The organism is Pseudomonas sp. Rh2 (assembly GCF_040762985.1).
Taxonomy (GTDB): domain Bacteria; phylum Pseudomonadota; class Gammaproteobacteria; order Pseudomonadales; family Pseudomonadaceae; genus Aquipseudomonas; species Aquipseudomonas taiwanensis.
This window is the reverse complement of sequence record NZ_CP142890.1, coordinates 3949870-3967435: the sequence shown is the minus strand read 5'-3', so window position 1 is coordinate 3967435 and position 17566 is coordinate 3949870. Positions and strand designations below refer to the sequence as shown.

Below are 17566 nucleotides of genomic sequence, written 5' to 3'. Positions count from 1 at the left end.
CCATGGCTAGCATTCCTACTATTTCCTTCGACGCCATCATCATCGGTGGCGGCGGTGCCGGCATGCGCGCAGCGCTGCAGCTGGCGCAAGGCGGTCACAAGACTGCCGTGGTCACCAAGGTGTTCCCGACCCGTTCGCACACCGTTTCCGCCCAGGGTGGCATCACCTGCGCGATCGCTTCGGCCGACCCGAACGACGACTGGCGCTGGCACATGTACGATACCGTCAAGGGCTCCGACTACATCGGTGACCAGGACGCTATCGAATACATGTGTCAGGAAGGCCCGGCTGCGGTCTTCGAGCTGGACCACATGGGTCTGCCGTTCTCGCGTACCGAAACCGGCCGTATCTACCAGCGTCCGTTCGGTGGCCAGTCCAAGGACTTCGGCAAGGGTGGCCAGGCTGCCCGTACCTGCGCCGCTTCCGACCGTACCGGTCACGCGCTGCTGCACACCCTGTACCAGGGCAACCTGAAAGCCGGTACCACCTTCCTCAACGAATACTACGCCGTTGACCTGGTGAAGAACCAAGACGGCGCGTTCGTGGGTGTGATCGCGATCTGCATCGAAACCGGCGAAACCCTGTACATCAAGTCCAAGGCCACCGTACTGGCCACTGGCGGTGCAGGCCGTATCTATGCCTCCACCACCAATGCCCTGATCAATACCGGTGACGGCGTGGGCATGGCTCTGCGTGCTGGCGTGCCGGTGCAGGACATCGAAATGTGGCAGTTCCACCCGACCGGCATCGCCGGTGCCGGTGTACTGGTCACCGAGGGTTGCCGCGGTGAGGGTGGTTACCTGATCAACGCCCACGGCGAACGCTTCATGGAGCGTTATGCGCCGAACGCCAAAGACCTGGCTGGCCGCGACGTGGTCGCCCGTTCCATGGTCAAGGAAATCATCGCCGGCAATGGCGTGGGCCCGAACAAGGACCACGTACTGCTGAAGCTGGACCACCTGGGCGAGGAGGTGCTGCACAGCCGCCTGCCAGGTATCTGCGAACTGTCCAAGACCTTCGCCCACGTCGACCCTGTGGTCGCGCCGGTACCGGTCATCCCGACCTGCCACTACATGATGGGCGGCATCGCCACCAACATCCACGGCCAGGCCATCACCATGGATGCCGAAGGCAACGACCAGATCATCCCAGGTCTGTTCGCCGTAGGTGAAGTGGCGTGCGTATCGGTTCACGGTGCCAACCGTCTGGGCGGCAACTCGCTGCTCGACCTGGTGGTATTCGGCCGCGCTGCCGGTCTGCACCTGGAGAAGGCGCTGACCGAAGGTGTCGAGTACCGCGATGCCAGCGACACCGACGTCGATGTTGCACTGAACCGCCTGAGCAAGCTGAACGAGCGCACCACCGGTGAAGACGTCGCCAGCCTCAAGCGCGAGCTGCAGAGCTGCATGCAGAACTACTTCGGTGTGTTCCGTACTGGCGAATACATGCAGAAGGGTATCGAGCAGCTGGCCGGTCTGCGTGACCGCATCGCCAACGTCAAGATCAATGACAAGTCCCAGGCCTTCAACACCGCGCGTATCGAAGCGCTGGAGCTGCAGAACCTGCTGGAAGTTGCTGAAGCTACCGCCATCGCGGCCGAAGCCCGTAAAGAGTCCCGCGGCGCTCACGCCCGTGAAGACTTCGAAGACCGTGACGACGAGAACTGGCTGTGCCACACCCTGTACTACCCGGGTGAGAAGCGCGTTGCCAAGCGTGCAGTCAACTTCGCGCCGAAGACCGTACCGGCCTTCGAACCAAAAGTCCGGACTTACTAAGGGTGGCCGCCATGTTGCAAGTTGAAGTTTATCGTTACAACCCGGACACCGATTCGGCACCGAAGATGCAGACCTTCCAGGTCGACACCGGTGGCAAGGATCTGATGGTCCTGGACGTACTGGCACTGATCAAGGAGCAGGACGAAGGTTTCTCCTATCGTCGCTCCTGCCGTGAAGGCGTTTGCGGTTCCGACGGCATGAACATCAACGGCAAGAACGGCCTGGCGTGCATCACGCCGCTGTCCTCTGTCGTAAAAGGTAACAAGCTGGTTCTGCGTCCGCTGCCAGGCCTGCCGGTTATCCGTGACCTGGTCGTCGATATGAGCATCTTCTACAAGCAGTACGAGAAGGTGAAACCGTTCCTGCAGAACGATACTCCGGCTCCGGCCATCGAGCGTCTGCAGTCGCCGGAAGAGCGTGACAAGCTGGACGGTCTGTACGAGTGCATCCTGTGCGCGTGCTGCTCGACCTCCTGTCCTTCGTTCTGGTGGAACCCGGACAAGTTCCTGGGTCCCGCCGCTTTGCTGCAGGCCTATCGCTTCCTGGCTGACAGCCGTGACACCAAGACTCAGGAGCGCCTGGCGTCCCTGGATGACCCGTTCAGCGTATTCCGCTGCCGCGGGATCATGAACTGCGTAAACGTTTGCCCGAAGGGTCTGAACCCAACCAAGGCGATCGGTCACGTACGTAACATGCTGCTGCAAAGCGGCACCTGATCCAAACGTTGTACCTGCAGTAAGCCGAGGTGCGGGTGGTGAGCCCGCACTGAGGTAAAACCCGAGCAAGGGCTCAAAAAGCCCGCGCTCATTACCTATGAAGATATGAGACCAGCAGGGGCTTCCGGGCTGGTACCCGGAAAATCAGCAGGATCCAGGTGGCGTGGTTCAGTCGCTGTGTTCGGACTTTTCCAGGTTTGCTGTGGCTCTCGCCGATCAGTCCCCTAACCGAGGGTGACCAAGCATGCAAGAAAGCGTGATGCAGCGCATGTGGGAAAGCGCCCACCTTTCAGGTGGTAACGCTGCATATGTGGAAGAGCTTTATGAGCTCTACCTGCACGACCCTAACGCTGTGCCAGAAGAGTGGCGCACTTACTTCCAGAAGTTGCCCGCCGACGGCAGCACCGCTACTGATGTATCGCACTCGACAATCCGCGACCATTTCGTACTGCTGGCAAAGAACCAGCGCCGCGCCCAACCGGTGTCCGCCGGGAGCGTGAGCAGTGAACACGAGAAGAAGCAGGTTGAAGTTCTGCGACTGATCCAGGCCTATCGTATGCGCGGCCATCAGGCTGCCAAGCTCGACCCCTTGGGGTTGTGGCAGCGCCCTGCGCCCGTAGACCTGTCGATCAATCACTACGGCTTGACCAATGCCGATCTTGATACGACCTTCCGTGCCGGCGACCTGTTCATCGGCAAAGAGGAAGCGAGCCTACGTGAAATTTTCGAGGCGCTCCAGAAGACATATTGTCGCACCATTGGCGCCGAGTTCACCCACATCGTCGATTCCGAGCAGCGCAGCTGGTTCCAGCAGCGCCTGGAAAGCGTCCGCGGTCGTCCGGAATTCTCCGCCGACGTGCAGGCTCACCTGCTCGAGCGCGTGACCGCCGGTGAAGGCCTTGAGAAGTACCTGGGCACCAAGTACCCGGGCACCAAGCGTTTCGGCCTCGAAGGTGGTGAAAGCCTGATCCCGATGCTGGACGAAATGATCCAGCGTTCCGGCTCCTACGGCACCAAGGAAGTTGTGATCGGCATGGCCCACCGTGGCCGTCTGAACGTCCTGGTGAACACCTTCGGCAAGAACCCGCGCGAGTTGTTCGACGAGTTCGAAGGCAAGAAGATGAACGAGCTGGGCTCCGGTGACGTGAAGTATCACCAGGGCTTCTCCTCCAACGTGATGACCCCCGGTGGCGAAGTTCACCTGGCCATGGCGTTCAACCCGTCCCACCTGGAAATCGTCTCGCCAGTGGTGGAAGGTTCGGTGCGCGCCCGTCAGGACCGTCGTAACGACACCGTGGGCGACAAGGTTCTGCCGATCTCGATCCACGGCGACGCTGCGTTCGCCGGTCAGGGCGTGGTCATGGAAACCTTCCAGATGTCGCAGACCCGCGGTTTCAAGACCGGCGGTACCGTGCACATCGTGATCAACAACCAGGTCGGTTTCACCATCAGCAACCCGCTGGACTCGCGTTCCACCGAGTACGCCACCGACGTCGCCAAGATGATCCAGGCGCCGATCCTGCACGTGAACGGTGACGATCCGGAAGCCGTGCTGTTCGTGACCCAGCTGGCCATCGACTACCGCATGCAGTTCAAGCGTGACGTGGTCATCGACCTGGTCTGCTACCGTCGTCGCGGCCACAACGAGGCCGACGAGCCGAACGGTACCCAGCCGCTGATGTATCAGCAGATCAGCAAGCAGCGCACCACTCGTGAGCTGTATGCGGATGCCCTGATTCAGGCTGGTCGCATCGACGCCGAGCGCGCTCAGGCCAAGGTCGACGAGTACCGCAACGCCCTGGACAACGGTCTGCACGTGGTCAAGAGCCTGGTCAAGGAGCCGAACCGCGAGCTGTTCGTCGACTGGCGTCCGTACCTGGGCCACGCCTGGACCGCGCGTCACGACACCCGCTTCGACCTCAAGACCCTGCAGGAGCTGTCGGCCAAGTTGCTGGAGCTGCCGGAAGGCTTCGTGGTTCAGCGTCAGGTAGCGAAGATCTACGAAGATCGCCAGAAGATGCAGGCCGGTGGCTTGCCGATCAACTGGGGTTACGCAGAGACCATGGCGTACGCCACCCTGCAGTTCGAAGGTCACCCAATCCGTATGACCGGCCAGGACATCGGCCGTGGCACCTTCTCGCACCGCCATGCAGTGCTGCACAACCAGAAGGACGCCAGCACCTACGTACCGCTGAAGAACCTGTTCCCAGGCCAGCCGAAGTTCGAGCTGTACGACTCCTTCCTTTCGGAAGAAGCCGTTCTGGCCTTCGAATACGGCTACTCGACCACCACGCCGAACGCGTTGGTGATCTGGGAAGCCCAGTTCGGTGACTTCGCCAACGGTGCGCAAGTGGTGATCGACCAGTTCATCACCAGTGGCGAGCACAAGTGGGGCCGTCTGTGCGGTCTGACCATGCTGCTGCCACACGGCTATGAAGGGCAGGGCCCGGAGCACTCCTCCGCGCGTCTGGAGCGTTACCTGCAGCTGTGCGCCGAGCACAACATCCAGGTTTGCGTACCGACCACTCCAGCCCAGATCTACCACCTGCTGCGTCGTCAGGTCATTCGTCCGCTGCGCAAGCCGCTGATCGTGCTGACACCGAAGTCGCTGCTGCGCCACAAGCTGGCCGTGTCGACCTTGGAAGACCTGGCCGAAGGCTCGTTCCAGACCGTGATCCCGGAAATCGACAACCTCGATCCGGCCAAGGTCGAGCGCCTGATTCTGTGCGGTGGCAAGGTTTACTACGACCTGCTGGAAAAACGCCGTGCCGAAGGCCGCGAAGACATCGCCATCGTGCGTATCGAGCAGCTGTATCCGTTCCCTGAGGATGACCTGGTGGAAATCCTGGCGCCGTACACCAACCTCAAGCATGCGGTCTGGTGCCAGGAAGAACCGATGAACCAGGGCGCCTGGTACAGCAGCCAGCACCACATGCGCCGTATCCTGGGCCGCCACAACAAGGCACTGGTTCTGGAATACGCAGGTCGCGACGCTTCCGCCGCACCCGCTTGTGGTTACGCATCGAAGCACGCCGAACAGCAGGAAAAACTGCTGCAAGACGCCTTCACTGTCTAACGCCATCGCGCACACGAAACCGAATTTAAGGAAACACTGATAATGGCTATCGAGATCAAAGCCCCAACCTTCCCGGAATCGGTCGCCGACGGCACCGTTGCTACCTGGCACAAGCAGCCGGGCGACGCCGTCAAGCGTGACGAGCTGATCGTCGACATCGAAACCGACAAGGTGGTCCTGGAAGTCCTGGCCACCGCCGACGGCGTGCTGGGTGCCATCGTCAAGGGCGAGGGCGACACCGTCCTGTCCGACGAAGTGCTGGGTTCGATCGTTGAAGGTGGCGCTGCCGCCGCCGCTCCGGCTGCTGCTCCGGCCGCCGCCGCTGCCCCTGCCGCCGCTGCAGCCGATGCGGGTGAAGACGACCCGGTCGCCGCACCTGCCGCACGCAAGCTGGCTGAAGAGAACGGCATCGACCTGGCTACCGTTGCCGGCACCGGCAAAGGCGGTCGCATCACCAAGGAAGACGTAGTTGCCGCAGTTGCCAACAAGAAGTCGGCTCCTGCCGCTGCTCCGGCTGCCAAGCCGGCTGCCGCTGCCGCTGCTCCGGTCGTCGTCGCTGCTGGCGACCGCACCGAGAAGCGTGTACCGATGACCCGCCTGCGTGCCAAGATCGCCGAGCGTCTGGTCGAAGCCCAGTCGAGCATGGCCATGCTGACCACCTTCAACGAAGTCGACATGACCGAAGTCATGGCCCTGCGTTCGAAGTACAAGGACCTGTTCGAGAAGACCCACAACGGCGTGCGCCTGGGCTTCATGTCCTTCTTCGTCAAGGCTGCCACCGAGGCCCTGAAGCGCTTCCCGGCCGTCAACGCCTCGATCGACGGCAACGACATCGTCTACCACGGCTATGCTGACGTCGGCGTTGCCGTCTCCAGCGACCGTGGTCTGGTGGTTCCGGTCCTGCGTAACGCCGAGTCGATGAGCCTGGCTGAAATCGAGAACGGCATCGCCACCTTCGGCAAGAAAGCCCGTGACGGCAAGCTGGCCATCGAAGAGATGACCGGCGGCACCTTCACCATCACCAACGGTGGTACTTTCGGCTCGATGATGTCGACCCCGATCGTCAACCCGCCGCAGGCCGCGATTCTCGGCATGCACAACATCATCCAGCGTCCGATGGCCATCAACGGCCAAGTGGTCATTCGCCCGATGATGTACCTGGCACTGTCCTACGATCACCGCCTGATCGACGGCAAGGAAGCGGTCACCTTCCTGGTGACCATCAAGAACCTGCTGGAAGATCCGTCTCGCCTGCTGCTGGACATCTAACCCTCTGGCTGCTTACCGTTCGGCCCCGGCTTCGAGAGAAGCAGGGCCGCGCGGTTCGCGGCTTGTAGCTTGTAGCTGATAAGGAATCTTTTATGACCCAGAAATTTGACGTAGTGGTAATTGGTGCAGGTCCTGGCGGCTATGTGGCTGCCATCAAGGCCGCACAACTTGGTCTGAAGACTGCCTGTATCGAGAAGTACACCGACGCCGAGGGCAAGCTGGCCCTGGGCGGCACCTGCCTGAACGTAGGTTGCATTCCTTCCAAGGCGCTGCTGGACAGCTCCTGGAAATACAAGGAAGCCAAAGAGAGCTTCAACGTCCACGGTATCTCCACGGGTGAAGTGAAGATGGACGTCGCCGCGATGGTTGGCCGCAAGGCTGGCATCGTCAAGAACCTGACCGGTGGCGTTGCCACGCTGTTCAAGGCCAATGGCGTCACTTCGATCCAGGGCCACGGCAAGCTGCTGGCTGGCAAGAAAGTCGAAGTCACCAAGGCTGACGGCACCACCGAAGTCATCGAAGCCGAAAACGTGATCCTGGCCTCTGGCTCGCGTCCGATCGACATTCCGCCGGCTCCGGTCGACCAGAACGTCATCGTCGACTCCACCGGCGCCCTGGAATTCCAAGCTGTGCCTAAGCGCCTGGGCGTGATCGGCGCCGGTGTCATCGGTCTGGAACTGGGTTCGGTCTGGGCTCGTCTGGGCGCTGAAGTCACCGTCCTGGAAGCTCTGGACACCTTCCTGATGGCTGCCGACACCGCCGTCTCGAAAGAAGCCCAGAAGACCCTGACCAAGCAAGGCCTGGACATCAAGCTGGGCGCTCGCGTCACCGGCTCGAAAGTCAACGGCAACGAAGTCGAAGTGACCTACACCGACGCCAACGGCGAGCAGAAGATCACCTTCGACAAGCTGATCGTCGCGGTCGGCCGTCGTCCTGTGACCACCGACCTGCTGTCGGCTGACTGCGGTGTGAACATCGACGAGCGTGGCTACATCTTCGTCGACGACTACTGCGCCACCAGCGTTCCTGGCGTCTATGCCATCGGTGACGTGGTGCGCGGCATGATGCTGGCACACAAGGCCTCGGAAGAGGGCATCATGGTCGTCGAGCGCATCAAGGGCCACAAAGCCCAGATGAATTACGACCTGATTCCATCGGTCATCTACACCCACCCGGAAATCGCTTGGGTCGGCAAGACCGAACAAGCCTTGAAGGCCGAGGGTGTTGAGGTTAACGTAGGCACCTTCCCGTTCGCGGCCAGCGGCCGTGCAATGGCAGCCAACGACACCGGTGGTTTCGTCAAGGTCATCGCCGATGCCAAGACCGACCGCGTCCTGGGCGTGCACGTGATTGGCCCATCGGCTGCCGAACTGGTACAGCAGGGCGCAATCGCGATGGAATTCGGCACCAGTGCCGAGGATCTGGGCATGATGGTCTTCAGCCATCCGACCCTGTCCGAAGCGCTGCATGAAGCAGCGCTGGCAGTGAATGGCGGCGCCATTCACGTGGCCAACCGTAAGAAGCGTTAATTATAAGAAACCACGGCGGGCTGCCCGTCGTGAGTCTTGCGTGCATGACTCACCGCGGAACGTCCGCCGGACCGAACTACATGGGATAACCCGGGGTTAACGGTCACAGGTGGTGCGGCGCCAGCAATGGCGCAGCGCCGAAGCGCAGTACCTAACGAAGACGGTAAAAAGCATGAATCTTCACGAGTATCAGGGTAAGCAGCTGTTCGCTGAATACGGCCTGCCAGTTTCCAAGGGTTTCGCTGTCGACACCCCTGAAGAAGCTGCAGAAGCCTGCGACAAGATCGGCGGTTCGGAGTGGGTCGTCAAAGCCCAGGTCCACGCTGGCGGTCGCGGTAAAGCGGGCGGCGTAAAGCTGGTTCGCAGCAAGGAAGACGCCAAGGCGTTCGCTGCGCAGTGGTTGGGCAAGAATCTGGTGACCTACCAGACTGACGCCAACGGTCAACCAGTTTCCAAGATCCTGGTCGAATCCTGCACTGACATCGCCAAAGAGCTGTACCTGGGCGCTGTCGTCGATCGCTCGAGCCGTCGTATCGTGTTCATGGCCTCCACCGAAGGTGGCGTGGACATCGAGAAAGTCGCTCACGAAACTCCTGAGAAGATCCTCAAGGCTACCATCGATCCGCTGGTCGGCGCTCAGCCGTTCCAGGGTCGTGAGCTGGCGTTCCAGCTGGGTCTGGAAGGCAAGCAAGTTCAACAGTTCGCCAAGATCTTCGTCGGTCTGGCCAAGCTGTTCAAGGATCACGACCTCGCCCTGCTGGAAGTGAACCCGCTGGTCATCAAGGCCGACGGCGACCTGCACTGCCTCGATGCCAAGATCAACATCGATGCCAACGCCATGTACCGTCAGCCTAAGCTGAAGACCTTCCACGACCCGTCGCAAGACGACGCCCGTGAAGCCCACGCTGCCAAGTTCGAACTGAACTACGTAGCCCTGGAAGGCAACATTGGCTGCATGGTCAACGGTGCCGGTCTGGCCATGGGTACCATGGACATCGTCAACCTGCACGGTGGCAAGCCAGCCAACTTCCTGGACGTTGGCGGCGGCGCCACCAAAGAGCGCGTGACCGAAGCGTTCAAGATCATTCTGTCGGACAGCAATGTCGCGGCCGTTCTGGTCAACATCTTCGGCGGCATCGTTCGCTGCGACATGATTGCCGAAGGCATCATCGGTGCAGTGAAAGAAGTAGGCGTTAAGGTTCCGGTCGTCGTTCGCCTCGAAGGCAACAACGCCGAACTGGGCGCTAAAGTACTGGCAGAAAGCGGTTTGAACATCATTGCGGCCACCAGCCTGACCGACGCTGCTCAACAAGTTGTCAAAGCTGCGGAGGGCAAGTAATGAGCGTCCTGATCAATAAAGACACCAAAGTCATCTGCCAGGGCTTCACTGGCTCGCAGGGTACTTTCCACTCCGAACAAGCCATCGCCTACGGCACCAAGATGGTTGGCGGCGTTACTCCGGGCAAGGGTGGCACTACCCACCTGGGCCTGCCGGTGTTCAACACCGTCAAGGACGCTGTCGAAGCCACTGGCGCCGAAGCCTCGGTGATCTACGTTCCGGCTCCGTTCTGCAAAGACTCGATCCTGGAAGCTGCCTTCGCCGGCATCAAGCTGATCGTCTGCATCACCGAGGGTATCCCTACCCTCGACATGCTGGACGCCAAGGTCAAGTGCGACGAGCTGGGCGTACGTCTGATCGGCCCTAACTGCCCAGGTGTCATCACCCCGGGCGAGTGCAAGATCGGCATCATGCCAGGCCACATCCACCTGCCAGGCAAGGTTGGTATCGTTTCCCGTTCCGGCACCCTGACCTATGAAGCGGTCAAGCAGACCACCGACGCCGGCTTCGGCCAGTCGACCTGCGTCGGTATCGGCGGCGACCCGATCCCAGGCTCGAACTTCATCGACATCCTGAAGCTGTTCCAGGAAGACCCGCAGACCGAAGCGATCGTCATGATCGGTGAGATCGGCGGTTCGGCTGAAGAAGAGGCTGCTGCCTACATCAAGGCCAACGTCACCAAGCCTGTCGTTTCCTACATCGCTGGTGTTACCGCTCCTGCGGGCAAGCGCATGGGTCACGCTGGCGCCATCATTTCCGGCGGCAAGGGCACTGCGGACGAGAAGTTCGCCGCCCTGCAGGACGCAGGTGTGAAAACCGTGCGTTCCCTGGCTGACATCGGCAAGGCCCTGGCCGAGCTGACTGGCTGGGAAATGAAGAAGTAATACGCTTTACCCCCCACGCGCACAGAGGCCACCTTCGGGTGGCCTTTGTCGTTATGAGGGGGAGGTCTTTTCTCGGTGCGGAAAATTCGATCGCCTCGATCAGGTTTTTCCACCAGACATTTGCCCGATTCAGCAATAAATTATCGCCTGAGACAGATATCCAGACGACAAACACATACGCACATCGGACAAGCAGCACTGTATCAGTGCGTTTGCCCGGTAAAACGGTTAATCTACGCGCTCACTCTGTGCCCGTACCCCAAAAGGGAACGACACGCTAAACGGGTCTGGCCTACCAAGCCGGGCAGCATTTCCCTCACCCATTGGGAAATCCCCTCTCGAATCCCGATTTCAGCAGTGTGGTACTTCCTTAAAATGAAAGTGTTAAAAGGCCAGGATATCCTGGCGCTTGGCTTTATGACGTTTGCGCTTTTCGTAGGCGCCGGCAATATCATCTTCCCGCCCATCGTCGGCCTGCAGTCGGGTCCGCATGTATGGATGGCGGCCCTGGGCTTCCTGGTTACAGCGGTTGGCCTGCCGGTGATCACCGTGGTTGCCCTGGCCAAGGTCGGTGGTGGCATGGACGCGCTGAGCAGCCCGATCGGCAAGTTCTTCGGTGGCTTGCTGGCAGCCGTGTGCTACCTGTCGGTCGGCCCGCTGTTCGCCACCCCGCGCACCGCGACCGTGTCGTTCGAAGTAGGCGTGGCGCCGCTGACCGGTGAAAGCCCCATGGCGCTGTTCATCTACAGCCTGGTGTACTTCGTGGTGGTACTGGCCGTGTCCATGTACCCTGGCAAGTTGCTCGACACGGTCGGCCGCTTCCTCGCCCCGCTGAAGATCATTGCCCTGGCGGTGCTGGGCATCGCCGCGTTCGCGCTGCCGGCCGGCACCATCGGTGAGGCGCAGCCCGCCTATGCCGCTGCCGCGTTCTCCAAAGGCTTCTCCGATGGCTACCTGACCATGGATACCCTCGGTGCGTTGGTGTTCGGTATCGTGATCGTCAACGCCATTCGCTCGCGTGGTGTCGAGTCGCCTAAGTTGATCACTCGCTATGCCATCATTGCGGGCCTTATCGCCGGTGTCGGCCTGGCGTTGGTCTACGTCAGCCTGTTCCGCCTGGGTGCGGGCAGTCATGAGATCGCGGCGGGCGCCACCAACGGTGCGGCGGTACTGCACGCCTATGTGCAGCACACCTTCGGCTCGCTGGGCAGCGGTTTCCTGGCCGTGTTGATCGCCTTGGCGTGCCTGGTGACCGCGGTCGGCCTGACCTGTGCGTGTGCCGAGTACTTCAGCCAGATTCTGCCGTTGTCGTACCGTGCATTGGTGGTGATCCTGGCGGGCTTCTCGCTGCTGATCTCCAACCTTGGCCTGACCAAGCTGATCATGTTCTCGATCCCGGTGCTGACCGCGATCTACCCACCGTGCATCGTGGTGGTAGGCCTGAGCTTCGTGAAGGATCTGTGGAATTCGCCGACTCGCATCCTGGCGCCGGTCATGCTGGTATCGCTGGTGTTCGGTATCGTCGATGCAATCAAAGGCAGCAGCATCGCCCACGTACTGCCGGACTTCATGGCTCACCTGCCGTTCAGCGACGAGGGCATGGCCTGGCTGGTGCCTTCGGTCCTGACCCTGGCAGGCGCCGTGGTCTGCGACCGTATGCTGGGCAAGCCGCGCGAGGCGCTGGCCTGATGTGTTGAAGCCTGATCGCGGCACCGGCCACAAGCCATAGGGTGTTGCCAGAGGCCCAGACCTGAAGCCCCGTGTCCGAGAGGATGCGGGGCTTTTGTTTGCATCGAGTGGCATCGGCAGAAAAACATTTTGACCCGACGGTGTGCCTTTCCGGGCTTGCAGGCGTCGAAATGCCGTCTCTATTCTTTGTGCACCTGGCGTTCGGGAACTCTGCATGAACTTCATTCAAAGCAACATCTACAACCTGCTGGCCATCGGCTGGTTTGCCCTGTGTTGGGGAGGCTATACCCGTTACGCCATCTGGAAGGGCCGTGATACGGCGTGCCTGGCCAGTGTCCTGCATTTGTATCGCGAGGACTGGATGCGCCGCATGCTGCTGCGTGACAACCGTATCGCGGACGCCAGTGTGATCGGCAATCTTGAGCGCAATGCCTCGTTCTTCGCCTCCAGTACGCTGATCATCCTGGCCGGCATCCTTACGGTGCTCGGGGCGTCGGATCGGGCGCTGTCGTTGCTGGCCGACCTGCCGTTGGTCCAGCAGACATCGCAAGGCATGTCGGAAATCAAACTGTTATGCCTGGCGATGGTGTTCGTCTATGCATTCTTCACGTTCAGTTGGTGCATGCGCCAGTACAACTTTGCCGCCGTACTCGTCGGCTCGGCACCGATGATCGGTGAGCGCCTGGTCAACGAGTTGGAGCGAAAGGCGTTTGCTTCGCGTGCCGCACGCGTGCTGTCGCTGGCGGCCAACCAGTTCAACTTTGGTCTGCGCTCTTACTACTTCGGCATGGCCATGCTCAGCTGGTTCATCAGCCCGTGGTTATTCATGGTCATGAGTGTGGGGGTTGTGTTGATTCTGTACCGTCGAGAGTTTCATTCCGATGTATTGGAAGTGATGGTATTCACGCCGACGGAAAGCGCCCCGGTAGAAGTGGGTAAAGAAAGTTCCACTACCAGCGCCTGAAACGTTTAATCCATAAAAGATACATACAAAAAAACCCGACAGTGTCGGGTTTTTTTGTTGGGACCGATTACTGCTTGGCAGGTTCGGCCGGGGTAGCAGGCGCAGCTTCTGGAGCCGGGGTGGCAGGAGCGGCTTCTTCAGCAGCTTTCTGCTCAGCTTCGGCCTGATCTTTGGCGGCTTCGGCGTTTTCCTTGGCAGCCTCGTTCATCTTATCCTGAGCTTCGCCCATTTTTTCCTGGGCTTGCTCGGCGTGTTGCTGTGCGTCCTGGGCTTTGTCTTCGCTCGCTTTATCGCAAGCAGCCAGGCCCATGGCAGCAGCCAGCATCAGAGCAAAAGCAAAAGGTTTACGCATGGGGGTGTTTCTCCTTGGTGGAATAAGTGACTTGTTCCTTCGAGTTCAACGGTGCGGAATAAGTTCCGCAAAGGTTACAGATATATAAAAGTTTGTTCCATATAGACTTTTTACCGATTTTATGCCGCTGCGGCATTGATCATGGACTGCGCCTATGAGCGATACAACCTTGATGGCCATGGCCGAGCGATTTCTTTCGGCGTTGAAACATTGCCAGGTTTTACAGATGCGGGTTGCGCATGCCGACAGCGACGGCATCACCTTGGTATTACCCTGGTCGAAGGCCATCGTCGGCAATCCGCAGACCGGCGCCGTACACGGTGGCGCGCTGACCACCCTGATGGATACCACGTGCGGCATGGCCACGCTGTGCGTCCTTCCGCGCTTCGAAGTCTGTCCGACCCTGGACCTGCGAATCGACTACATGCACCCAGCCGCGGCGGGCAAGGACATCCATGGTCATGCCCAGTGCTACCGCGTGACCCGTGACGTGATCTTCACCCGGGGCACTGCCTACCAGGATGATCCCGACCGACCTATCTGCCAGGTGGTGGGTACCTTCATGCGCCTTGGGCAGGACATAAAAGGCGGGCTTCATTTCGGTAACAGCCTCAGGGAGAAAGACGCATGATTCCACGGGATGTCCGCCAGCGGTTGAACGAGGCCCATGCCGTGGGTGACTACCGGCCATTGCTGGCCCTGATCCCCTACGCTGGCCTGATCGGCATCGAATGCCAGCGCGACGGCGAGGACCTGCTGTTTCGCCTGCCAGCCAATCCGGACAACATCGGGAACCCCTTGCTGCCAGCCATTCATGGTGGGGTGATCGCAGGTTTCATGGAGCTGTCCGCGGCACTTTACCTGCTGATCTACAGCGAGAGCGCGAGCATTCCCAAGATCATCGATTTCTCCATCGACTACCTGCGTGCCGGGCATTTTCGCGATACCTATGCGCAGTGTCAGTTGTGGCGCCAGGGCCGTCGCGTGACCAATGTCGCCATCACCGCCTGGCAGGGCGATCGCCAGTCGCCGATTGCCACGGCTCGTGCGCATTTCAAGATCGAACCGGAAAAGCCCTTGAAATCATCCGGGCAGCCCCCATCTGCATGACATCCGCCGTTAATGCAGGCCGATTCGGCTGCCAGGCGCCAACTGCCATCAGATCGGAGTTTTGAAGACCATGACTGTGGAAACACAAAAGGAAACCCTGGGCTTCCAGACCGAGGTAAAGCAGCTGCTGCACCTCATGATTCACTCGCTGTACTCGAACAAGGAGATCTTCCTCCGTGAACTGATCTCCAACGCCTCCGATGCCGCCGACAAGCTGCGTTTCGAAGCGCTGGCCACGCCTGATTTGCTCGAAGGTGACGCCGATCTGAAGATTCGCCTGAGCTTCGACAAGGACGCTCACACCATTACCCTGGAAGACAACGGTATCGGCATGAGCCGTGAAGATGTCATCGCGCATCTGGGGACCATTGCCAAGTCGGGCACCGCCGACTTCATGAAGAACCTTAGTGGTGACCAGAAGAAGGACTCGCACCTGATCGGTCAGTTCGGCGTGGGCTTCTACTCCGCATTCATCGTCGCCGACAAGGTCGATGTGTTCAGCCGTCGCGCTGGCCAACCGGCTTCCGAGGGCGTGCATTGGTCCTCCAAGGGCGAAGGCTCGTTCGAAGTCGCTACCGTGGACAAGGCCGAGCGCGGTACGCGCATTGTCCTGCACCTGAAAAAAGGTGAGGAAGAGTTCGCCGATGGCTGGCGCCTGCGCAACCTGGTCAAGAAGTACTCCGACCACATTGCCTTGCCGATCGAACTGCCTAAGGAGCAGGCTGGCGCCGAAGGCGAGGAGAAGCCAGCTGTCGAGTGGGAAACCGTCAACCGCGCCAGCGCCCTGTGGACCCGTCCGCGTACCGAGATCAAGGACGAGGAATACCAGGAGTTCTACAAGCACATCGGCCACGATTTCGAGAATCCGCTGGCCTGGAGCCACAACAAGGTCGAAGGCAAGCTGGAGTACAACTCGCTGTTGTACGTGCCGGCCCGCGCACCGTTCGACCTGTACCAGCGTGAAGCGCCACGCGGCCTGAAACTGTACGTGCAGCGCGTGTTCATCATGGACCAGGCTGAGTCGTTCCTGCCGTTGTACCTGCGCTTCATCAAGGGCGTGGTCGACTCCAACGACCTGTCGCTTAACGTTTCGCGGGAAATCCTGCAGAAGGACCCGATCATCGACTCGATGAAGTCGGCGCTGACCAAGCGTGCGCTGGACATGCTGGAGAAGCTGGCCAAGAACGAGCCCGAGCAGTACAAGAGCTTCTGGAAAAACTTCGGCCAGGTGCTCAAGGAAGGCCCGGCCGAGGACTTCGCCAACAAGGAGAAGATCGCCGGCCTGCTGCGCTTTGCCTCCACCCAGGACGACAGCGGCGAACAGACCGTTGCCCTGGCCGACTACCTGGCGCGCGCCAAGGAAGGTCAGGACAAGATCTACTACCTCACCGGCGAGTCCTACGCGCAGGTCAAGAACAGCCCGCACCTGGAAGTCTTCCGCAAGAAAGGCATCGAAGTGCTGCTGTTGACCGATCGCATCGATGAATGGCTGATGAGCTACCTCAGCGAGTTCGATGGCAAAGCCTTCATCGACATCGCCCGTGGCGACCTGGACCTTGGCAAGCTGGATTCGGAAGAAGACAAGAAAGCCCAGGAAGAAGTCGCCAAGGAAAAAGAAGGTCTGGTCGAGCGCCTGAAGGGTGCGCTGGGTGACAGTGTGGCCGAGGTGCGTGTTTCCCACCGCCTGACCGACTCGCCGGCCATCCTGGCCATTGGTGAGCAGGACCTGGGTCTGCAGATGCGCCAGATCCTTGAGGCAAGCGGGCAGAAGGTGCCTGAGTCCAAGCCGATCTTCGAGTTCAACCCGACCCACCCGCTAATCGAGAAGCTGGACAACGAACAGAGCGAGGACCGCTTCGCCGAGCTGTCGCATATCCTGTTCGACCAGGCCGCGCTTGCAGCCGGTGACAGCTTGAAGGATCCGGCGGCTTACGTTCGTCGCCTGAACAAGCTGTTGGTCGAACTGTCTGCTTGAGTTGATGCAAAGGAAAGCCCGCTTCGGCGGGCTTTTTTAATGGTGCAAGGAGGAATTTGATGAGCAAGGTAATCGTCGAGTCGTTGGTTTATCACCTGTCCGGCAAGGCGTACGAGAGCCGCCTGGTGTATGAACCGGGCTCGTTGCCCAAGCCTGGCCTGGTCATGGCGCCGAACTGGATGGGTATTGGCGAGGGGGCCGAGCGGATCGCCAAGGAGGTGGCCGAGAAGGGCTACGTGGTGCTGATTGCCGACCTGTATGGGCAGTCGGTGCGTCCTTCCAATGCCGATGAGGCAGGGGCGGCGATGATGCCCCTGAAGAATGACCGGGCCGAGCTGCGCAAGCGTATGCAGGAGGCGCTGGCCCAACTGCTGGGCCAGTCGAAGGCGTTGCTGGAGCCTGGCCAGGTGGCCACCTTCGGCTTCTGCTTCGGCGGTTGCTGTGCCCTTGAGCTGGCCCGCTCAGGGGCTGACCTGAAGGCGGCGGTGTCGTTCCATGGCACGCTCGATACGCCGAATCCGGAAGATGCCAAGCGCATCAAGGGTTCGGTGCTGGTGCTGCATGGTGCTTCCGACCCGCTGGTGCCGAAGGAGCAACTGCCGGCCTTCGAGGACGAAATGAACGCAGCGAAGGTCGACTGGCAATTGGTCAGCTATGGCGCGGCGGTGCATTCGTTCACTGACCCCAATGCCAATGTGCCGGGCAAGATGCAATACGATCGGCGGACCTCCGAGCGGGCTTTCCGTGCGATGCACAATCTGCTGACCGAAGTGTTCCCGCGCTGATCGCCTGTAGGAGCGGGCTTACTCGCGAAGAACTCGATGCGGTAGAGGGCACGGGCTTTGCCCGTGCTCGCGGGTATACCCGCTCCAGCAGGGGGATCGGCCG

General features: G+C 60.4%; 14 protein-coding genes. 13 read left to right on the top strand and 1 reads right to left on the bottom strand.

Annotated elements, in window-relative coordinates; genetic code table 11:
* Positions 1-2 precede the first annotated feature (2 nt).
* From sdhA to VXM67_RS18150, 9 genes are all read left to right on the top strand, one after another.
* A complete protein-coding gene (sdhA, locus tag VXM67_RS18190) occupies positions 3-1775 on the top strand; it encodes a succinate dehydrogenase flavoprotein subunit (RefSeq protein WP_023381356.1) in 1773 nt (590 codons plus the stop codon).
* A gap of 11 nt (positions 1776-1786) precedes the next feature.
* On the top strand, positions 1787-2491 hold the full coding sequence (locus VXM67_RS18185) for a succinate dehydrogenase iron-sulfur subunit (RefSeq protein ID WP_023381355.1): 705 nt from the start codon (positions 1787-1789) through the stop codon (positions 2489-2491).
* Positions 2492-2735: 244 nt separating this feature from the next.
* On the top strand, positions 2736-5567 hold the full coding sequence (locus tag VXM67_RS18180; RefSeq protein ID WP_023381354.1) for a 2-oxoglutarate dehydrogenase E1 component: 2832 nt from the start codon (positions 2736-2738) through the stop codon (positions 5565-5567).
* A 42-nt stretch (positions 5568-5609) separates the two neighbouring features.
* Entirely contained in the window at positions 5610-6836 is a 1227-nt protein-coding gene (gene odhB / locus VXM67_RS18175) for a 2-oxoglutarate dehydrogenase complex dihydrolipoyllysine-residue succinyltransferase (protein WP_027908202.1), read from the top strand.
* A 92-nt stretch (positions 6837-6928) separates the two neighbouring features.
* The gene (gene lpdA / locus VXM67_RS18170; protein WP_023381352.1) at positions 6929-8365 is read left to right on the top strand and encodes a dihydrolipoyl dehydrogenase; all 1437 of its coding nucleotides are present in this window, start codon (positions 6929-6931) and stop codon (positions 8363-8365) included.
* Positions 8366-8537: 172 nt separating this feature from the next.
* The gene (gene sucC, locus VXM67_RS18165) at positions 8538-9704 is read left to right on the top strand and encodes an ADP-forming succinate--CoA ligase subunit beta (RefSeq protein ID WP_023381351.1); all 1167 of its coding nucleotides are present in this window, start codon (positions 8538-8540) and stop codon (positions 9702-9704) included.
* Positions 9704-10588 (top strand): succinate--CoA ligase subunit alpha, encoded by an 885-nt coding sequence (gene sucD, locus VXM67_RS18160; RefSeq protein WP_023381350.1) that lies wholly within the window; start codon positions 9704-9706, stop codon positions 10586-10588. Before sucC ends, sucD begins: the two co-directional genes overlap by 1 nt.
* A 375-nt stretch (positions 10589-10963) precedes the next feature.
* Positions 10964-12277, top strand: a complete 1314-nt coding sequence (gene brnQ, locus VXM67_RS18155; RefSeq protein ID WP_023381349.1) for a branched-chain amino acid transport system II carrier protein — start codon at positions 10964-10966, stop codon at positions 12275-12277.
* A gap of 214 nt (positions 12278-12491) precedes the next feature.
* Positions 12492-13241, top strand: a complete 750-nt coding sequence (locus VXM67_RS18150) for a DUF599 family protein (RefSeq protein ID WP_023381348.1) — start codon at positions 12492-12494, stop codon at positions 13239-13241.
* A gap of 67 nt (positions 13242-13308) precedes the next feature.
* On the opposite strand, the gene VXM67_RS18145 is transcribed toward VXM67_RS18150, so the two are convergent.
* Positions 13309-13593 (bottom strand): hypothetical protein, encoded by a 285-nt coding sequence (locus VXM67_RS18145; RefSeq protein ID WP_023381347.1) that lies wholly within the window; start codon positions 13591-13593, stop codon positions 13309-13311.
* Positions 13594-13747: 154 nt separating this feature from the next.
* On the opposite strand from VXM67_RS18145, the gene VXM67_RS18140 reads away from it, so the two are divergent.
* The 4 genes from VXM67_RS18140 to VXM67_RS18125 all read left to right on the top strand — a co-directional run bounded on the left by VXM67_RS18140 (position 13748) and on the right by VXM67_RS18125 (position 17463).
* Positions 13748-14224, top strand: coding sequence for a PaaI family thioesterase (locus tag VXM67_RS18140; RefSeq protein WP_023381346.1), 477 nt, complete (start codon positions 13748-13750; stop codon positions 14222-14224).
* Entirely contained in the window at positions 14221-14703 is a 483-nt protein-coding gene (locus VXM67_RS18135) for a PaaI family thioesterase (RefSeq protein WP_023381345.1), read from the top strand. Before VXM67_RS18140 ends, VXM67_RS18135 begins: the two co-directional genes overlap by 4 nt.
* 70 nt (positions 14704-14773) lie before the next feature.
* A complete protein-coding gene (gene htpG, locus VXM67_RS18130; RefSeq protein WP_023381344.1) occupies positions 14774-16678 on the top strand; it encodes a molecular chaperone HtpG in 1905 nt (634 codons plus the stop codon).
* Positions 16679-16737: 59 nt separating this feature from the next.
* A complete protein-coding gene (locus VXM67_RS18125) occupies positions 16738-17463 on the top strand; it encodes a dienelactone hydrolase family protein (RefSeq protein ID WP_023381343.1) in 726 nt (241 codons plus the stop codon).
* The last annotated feature ends 103 nt before the right edge of the window (positions 17464-17566 follow it).

Coding starts and splice junctions, on each gene's coding strand:
- VXM67_RS18135 (WP_023381345.1), top strand. CDS start 14,221: ATGATTCCACGGGATGTCCGCCAGCGGTTGAACGAGGCCCATGCCGTG.
- odhB (WP_027908202.1), top strand. CDS start 5,610: ATGGCTATCGAGATCAAAGCCCCAACCTTCCCGGAATCGGTCGCCGAC.
- sucC (WP_023381351.1), top strand. CDS start 8,538: ATGAATCTTCACGAGTATCAGGGTAAGCAGCTGTTCGCTGAATACGGC.
- VXM67_RS18180 (WP_023381354.1), top strand. CDS start 2,736: ATGCAAGAAAGCGTGATGCAGCGCATGTGGGAAAGCGCCCACCTTTCA.
- VXM67_RS18185 (WP_023381355.1), top strand. CDS start 1,787: ATGTTGCAAGTTGAAGTTTATCGTTACAACCCGGACACCGATTCGGCA.
- sdhA (WP_023381356.1), top strand. CDS start 3: ATGGCTAGCATTCCTACTATTTCCTTCGACGCCATCATCATCGGTGGC.
- VXM67_RS18150 (WP_023381348.1), top strand. CDS start 12,492: ATGAACTTCATTCAAAGCAACATCTACAACCTGCTGGCCATCGGCTGG.
- lpdA (WP_023381352.1), top strand. CDS start 6,929: ATGACCCAGAAATTTGACGTAGTGGTAATTGGTGCAGGTCCTGGCGGC.
- VXM67_RS18145 (WP_023381347.1), bottom strand. CDS start 13,593: ATGCGTAAACCTTTTGCTTTTGCTCTGATGCTGGCTGCTGCCATGGGC.
- sucD (WP_023381350.1), top strand. CDS start 9,704: ATGAGCGTCCTGATCAATAAAGACACCAAAGTCATCTGCCAGGGCTTC.
- VXM67_RS18125 (WP_023381343.1), top strand. CDS start 16,738: ATGAGCAAGGTAATCGTCGAGTCGTTGGTTTATCACCTGTCCGGCAAG.
- htpG (WP_023381344.1), top strand. CDS start 14,774: ATGACTGTGGAAACACAAAAGGAAACCCTGGGCTTCCAGACCGAGGTA.
- VXM67_RS18140 (WP_023381346.1), top strand. CDS start 13,748: ATGAGCGATACAACCTTGATGGCCATGGCCGAGCGATTTCTTTCGGCG.
- brnQ (WP_023381349.1), top strand. CDS start 10,964: ATGAAAGTGTTAAAAGGCCAGGATATCCTGGCGCTTGGCTTTATGACG.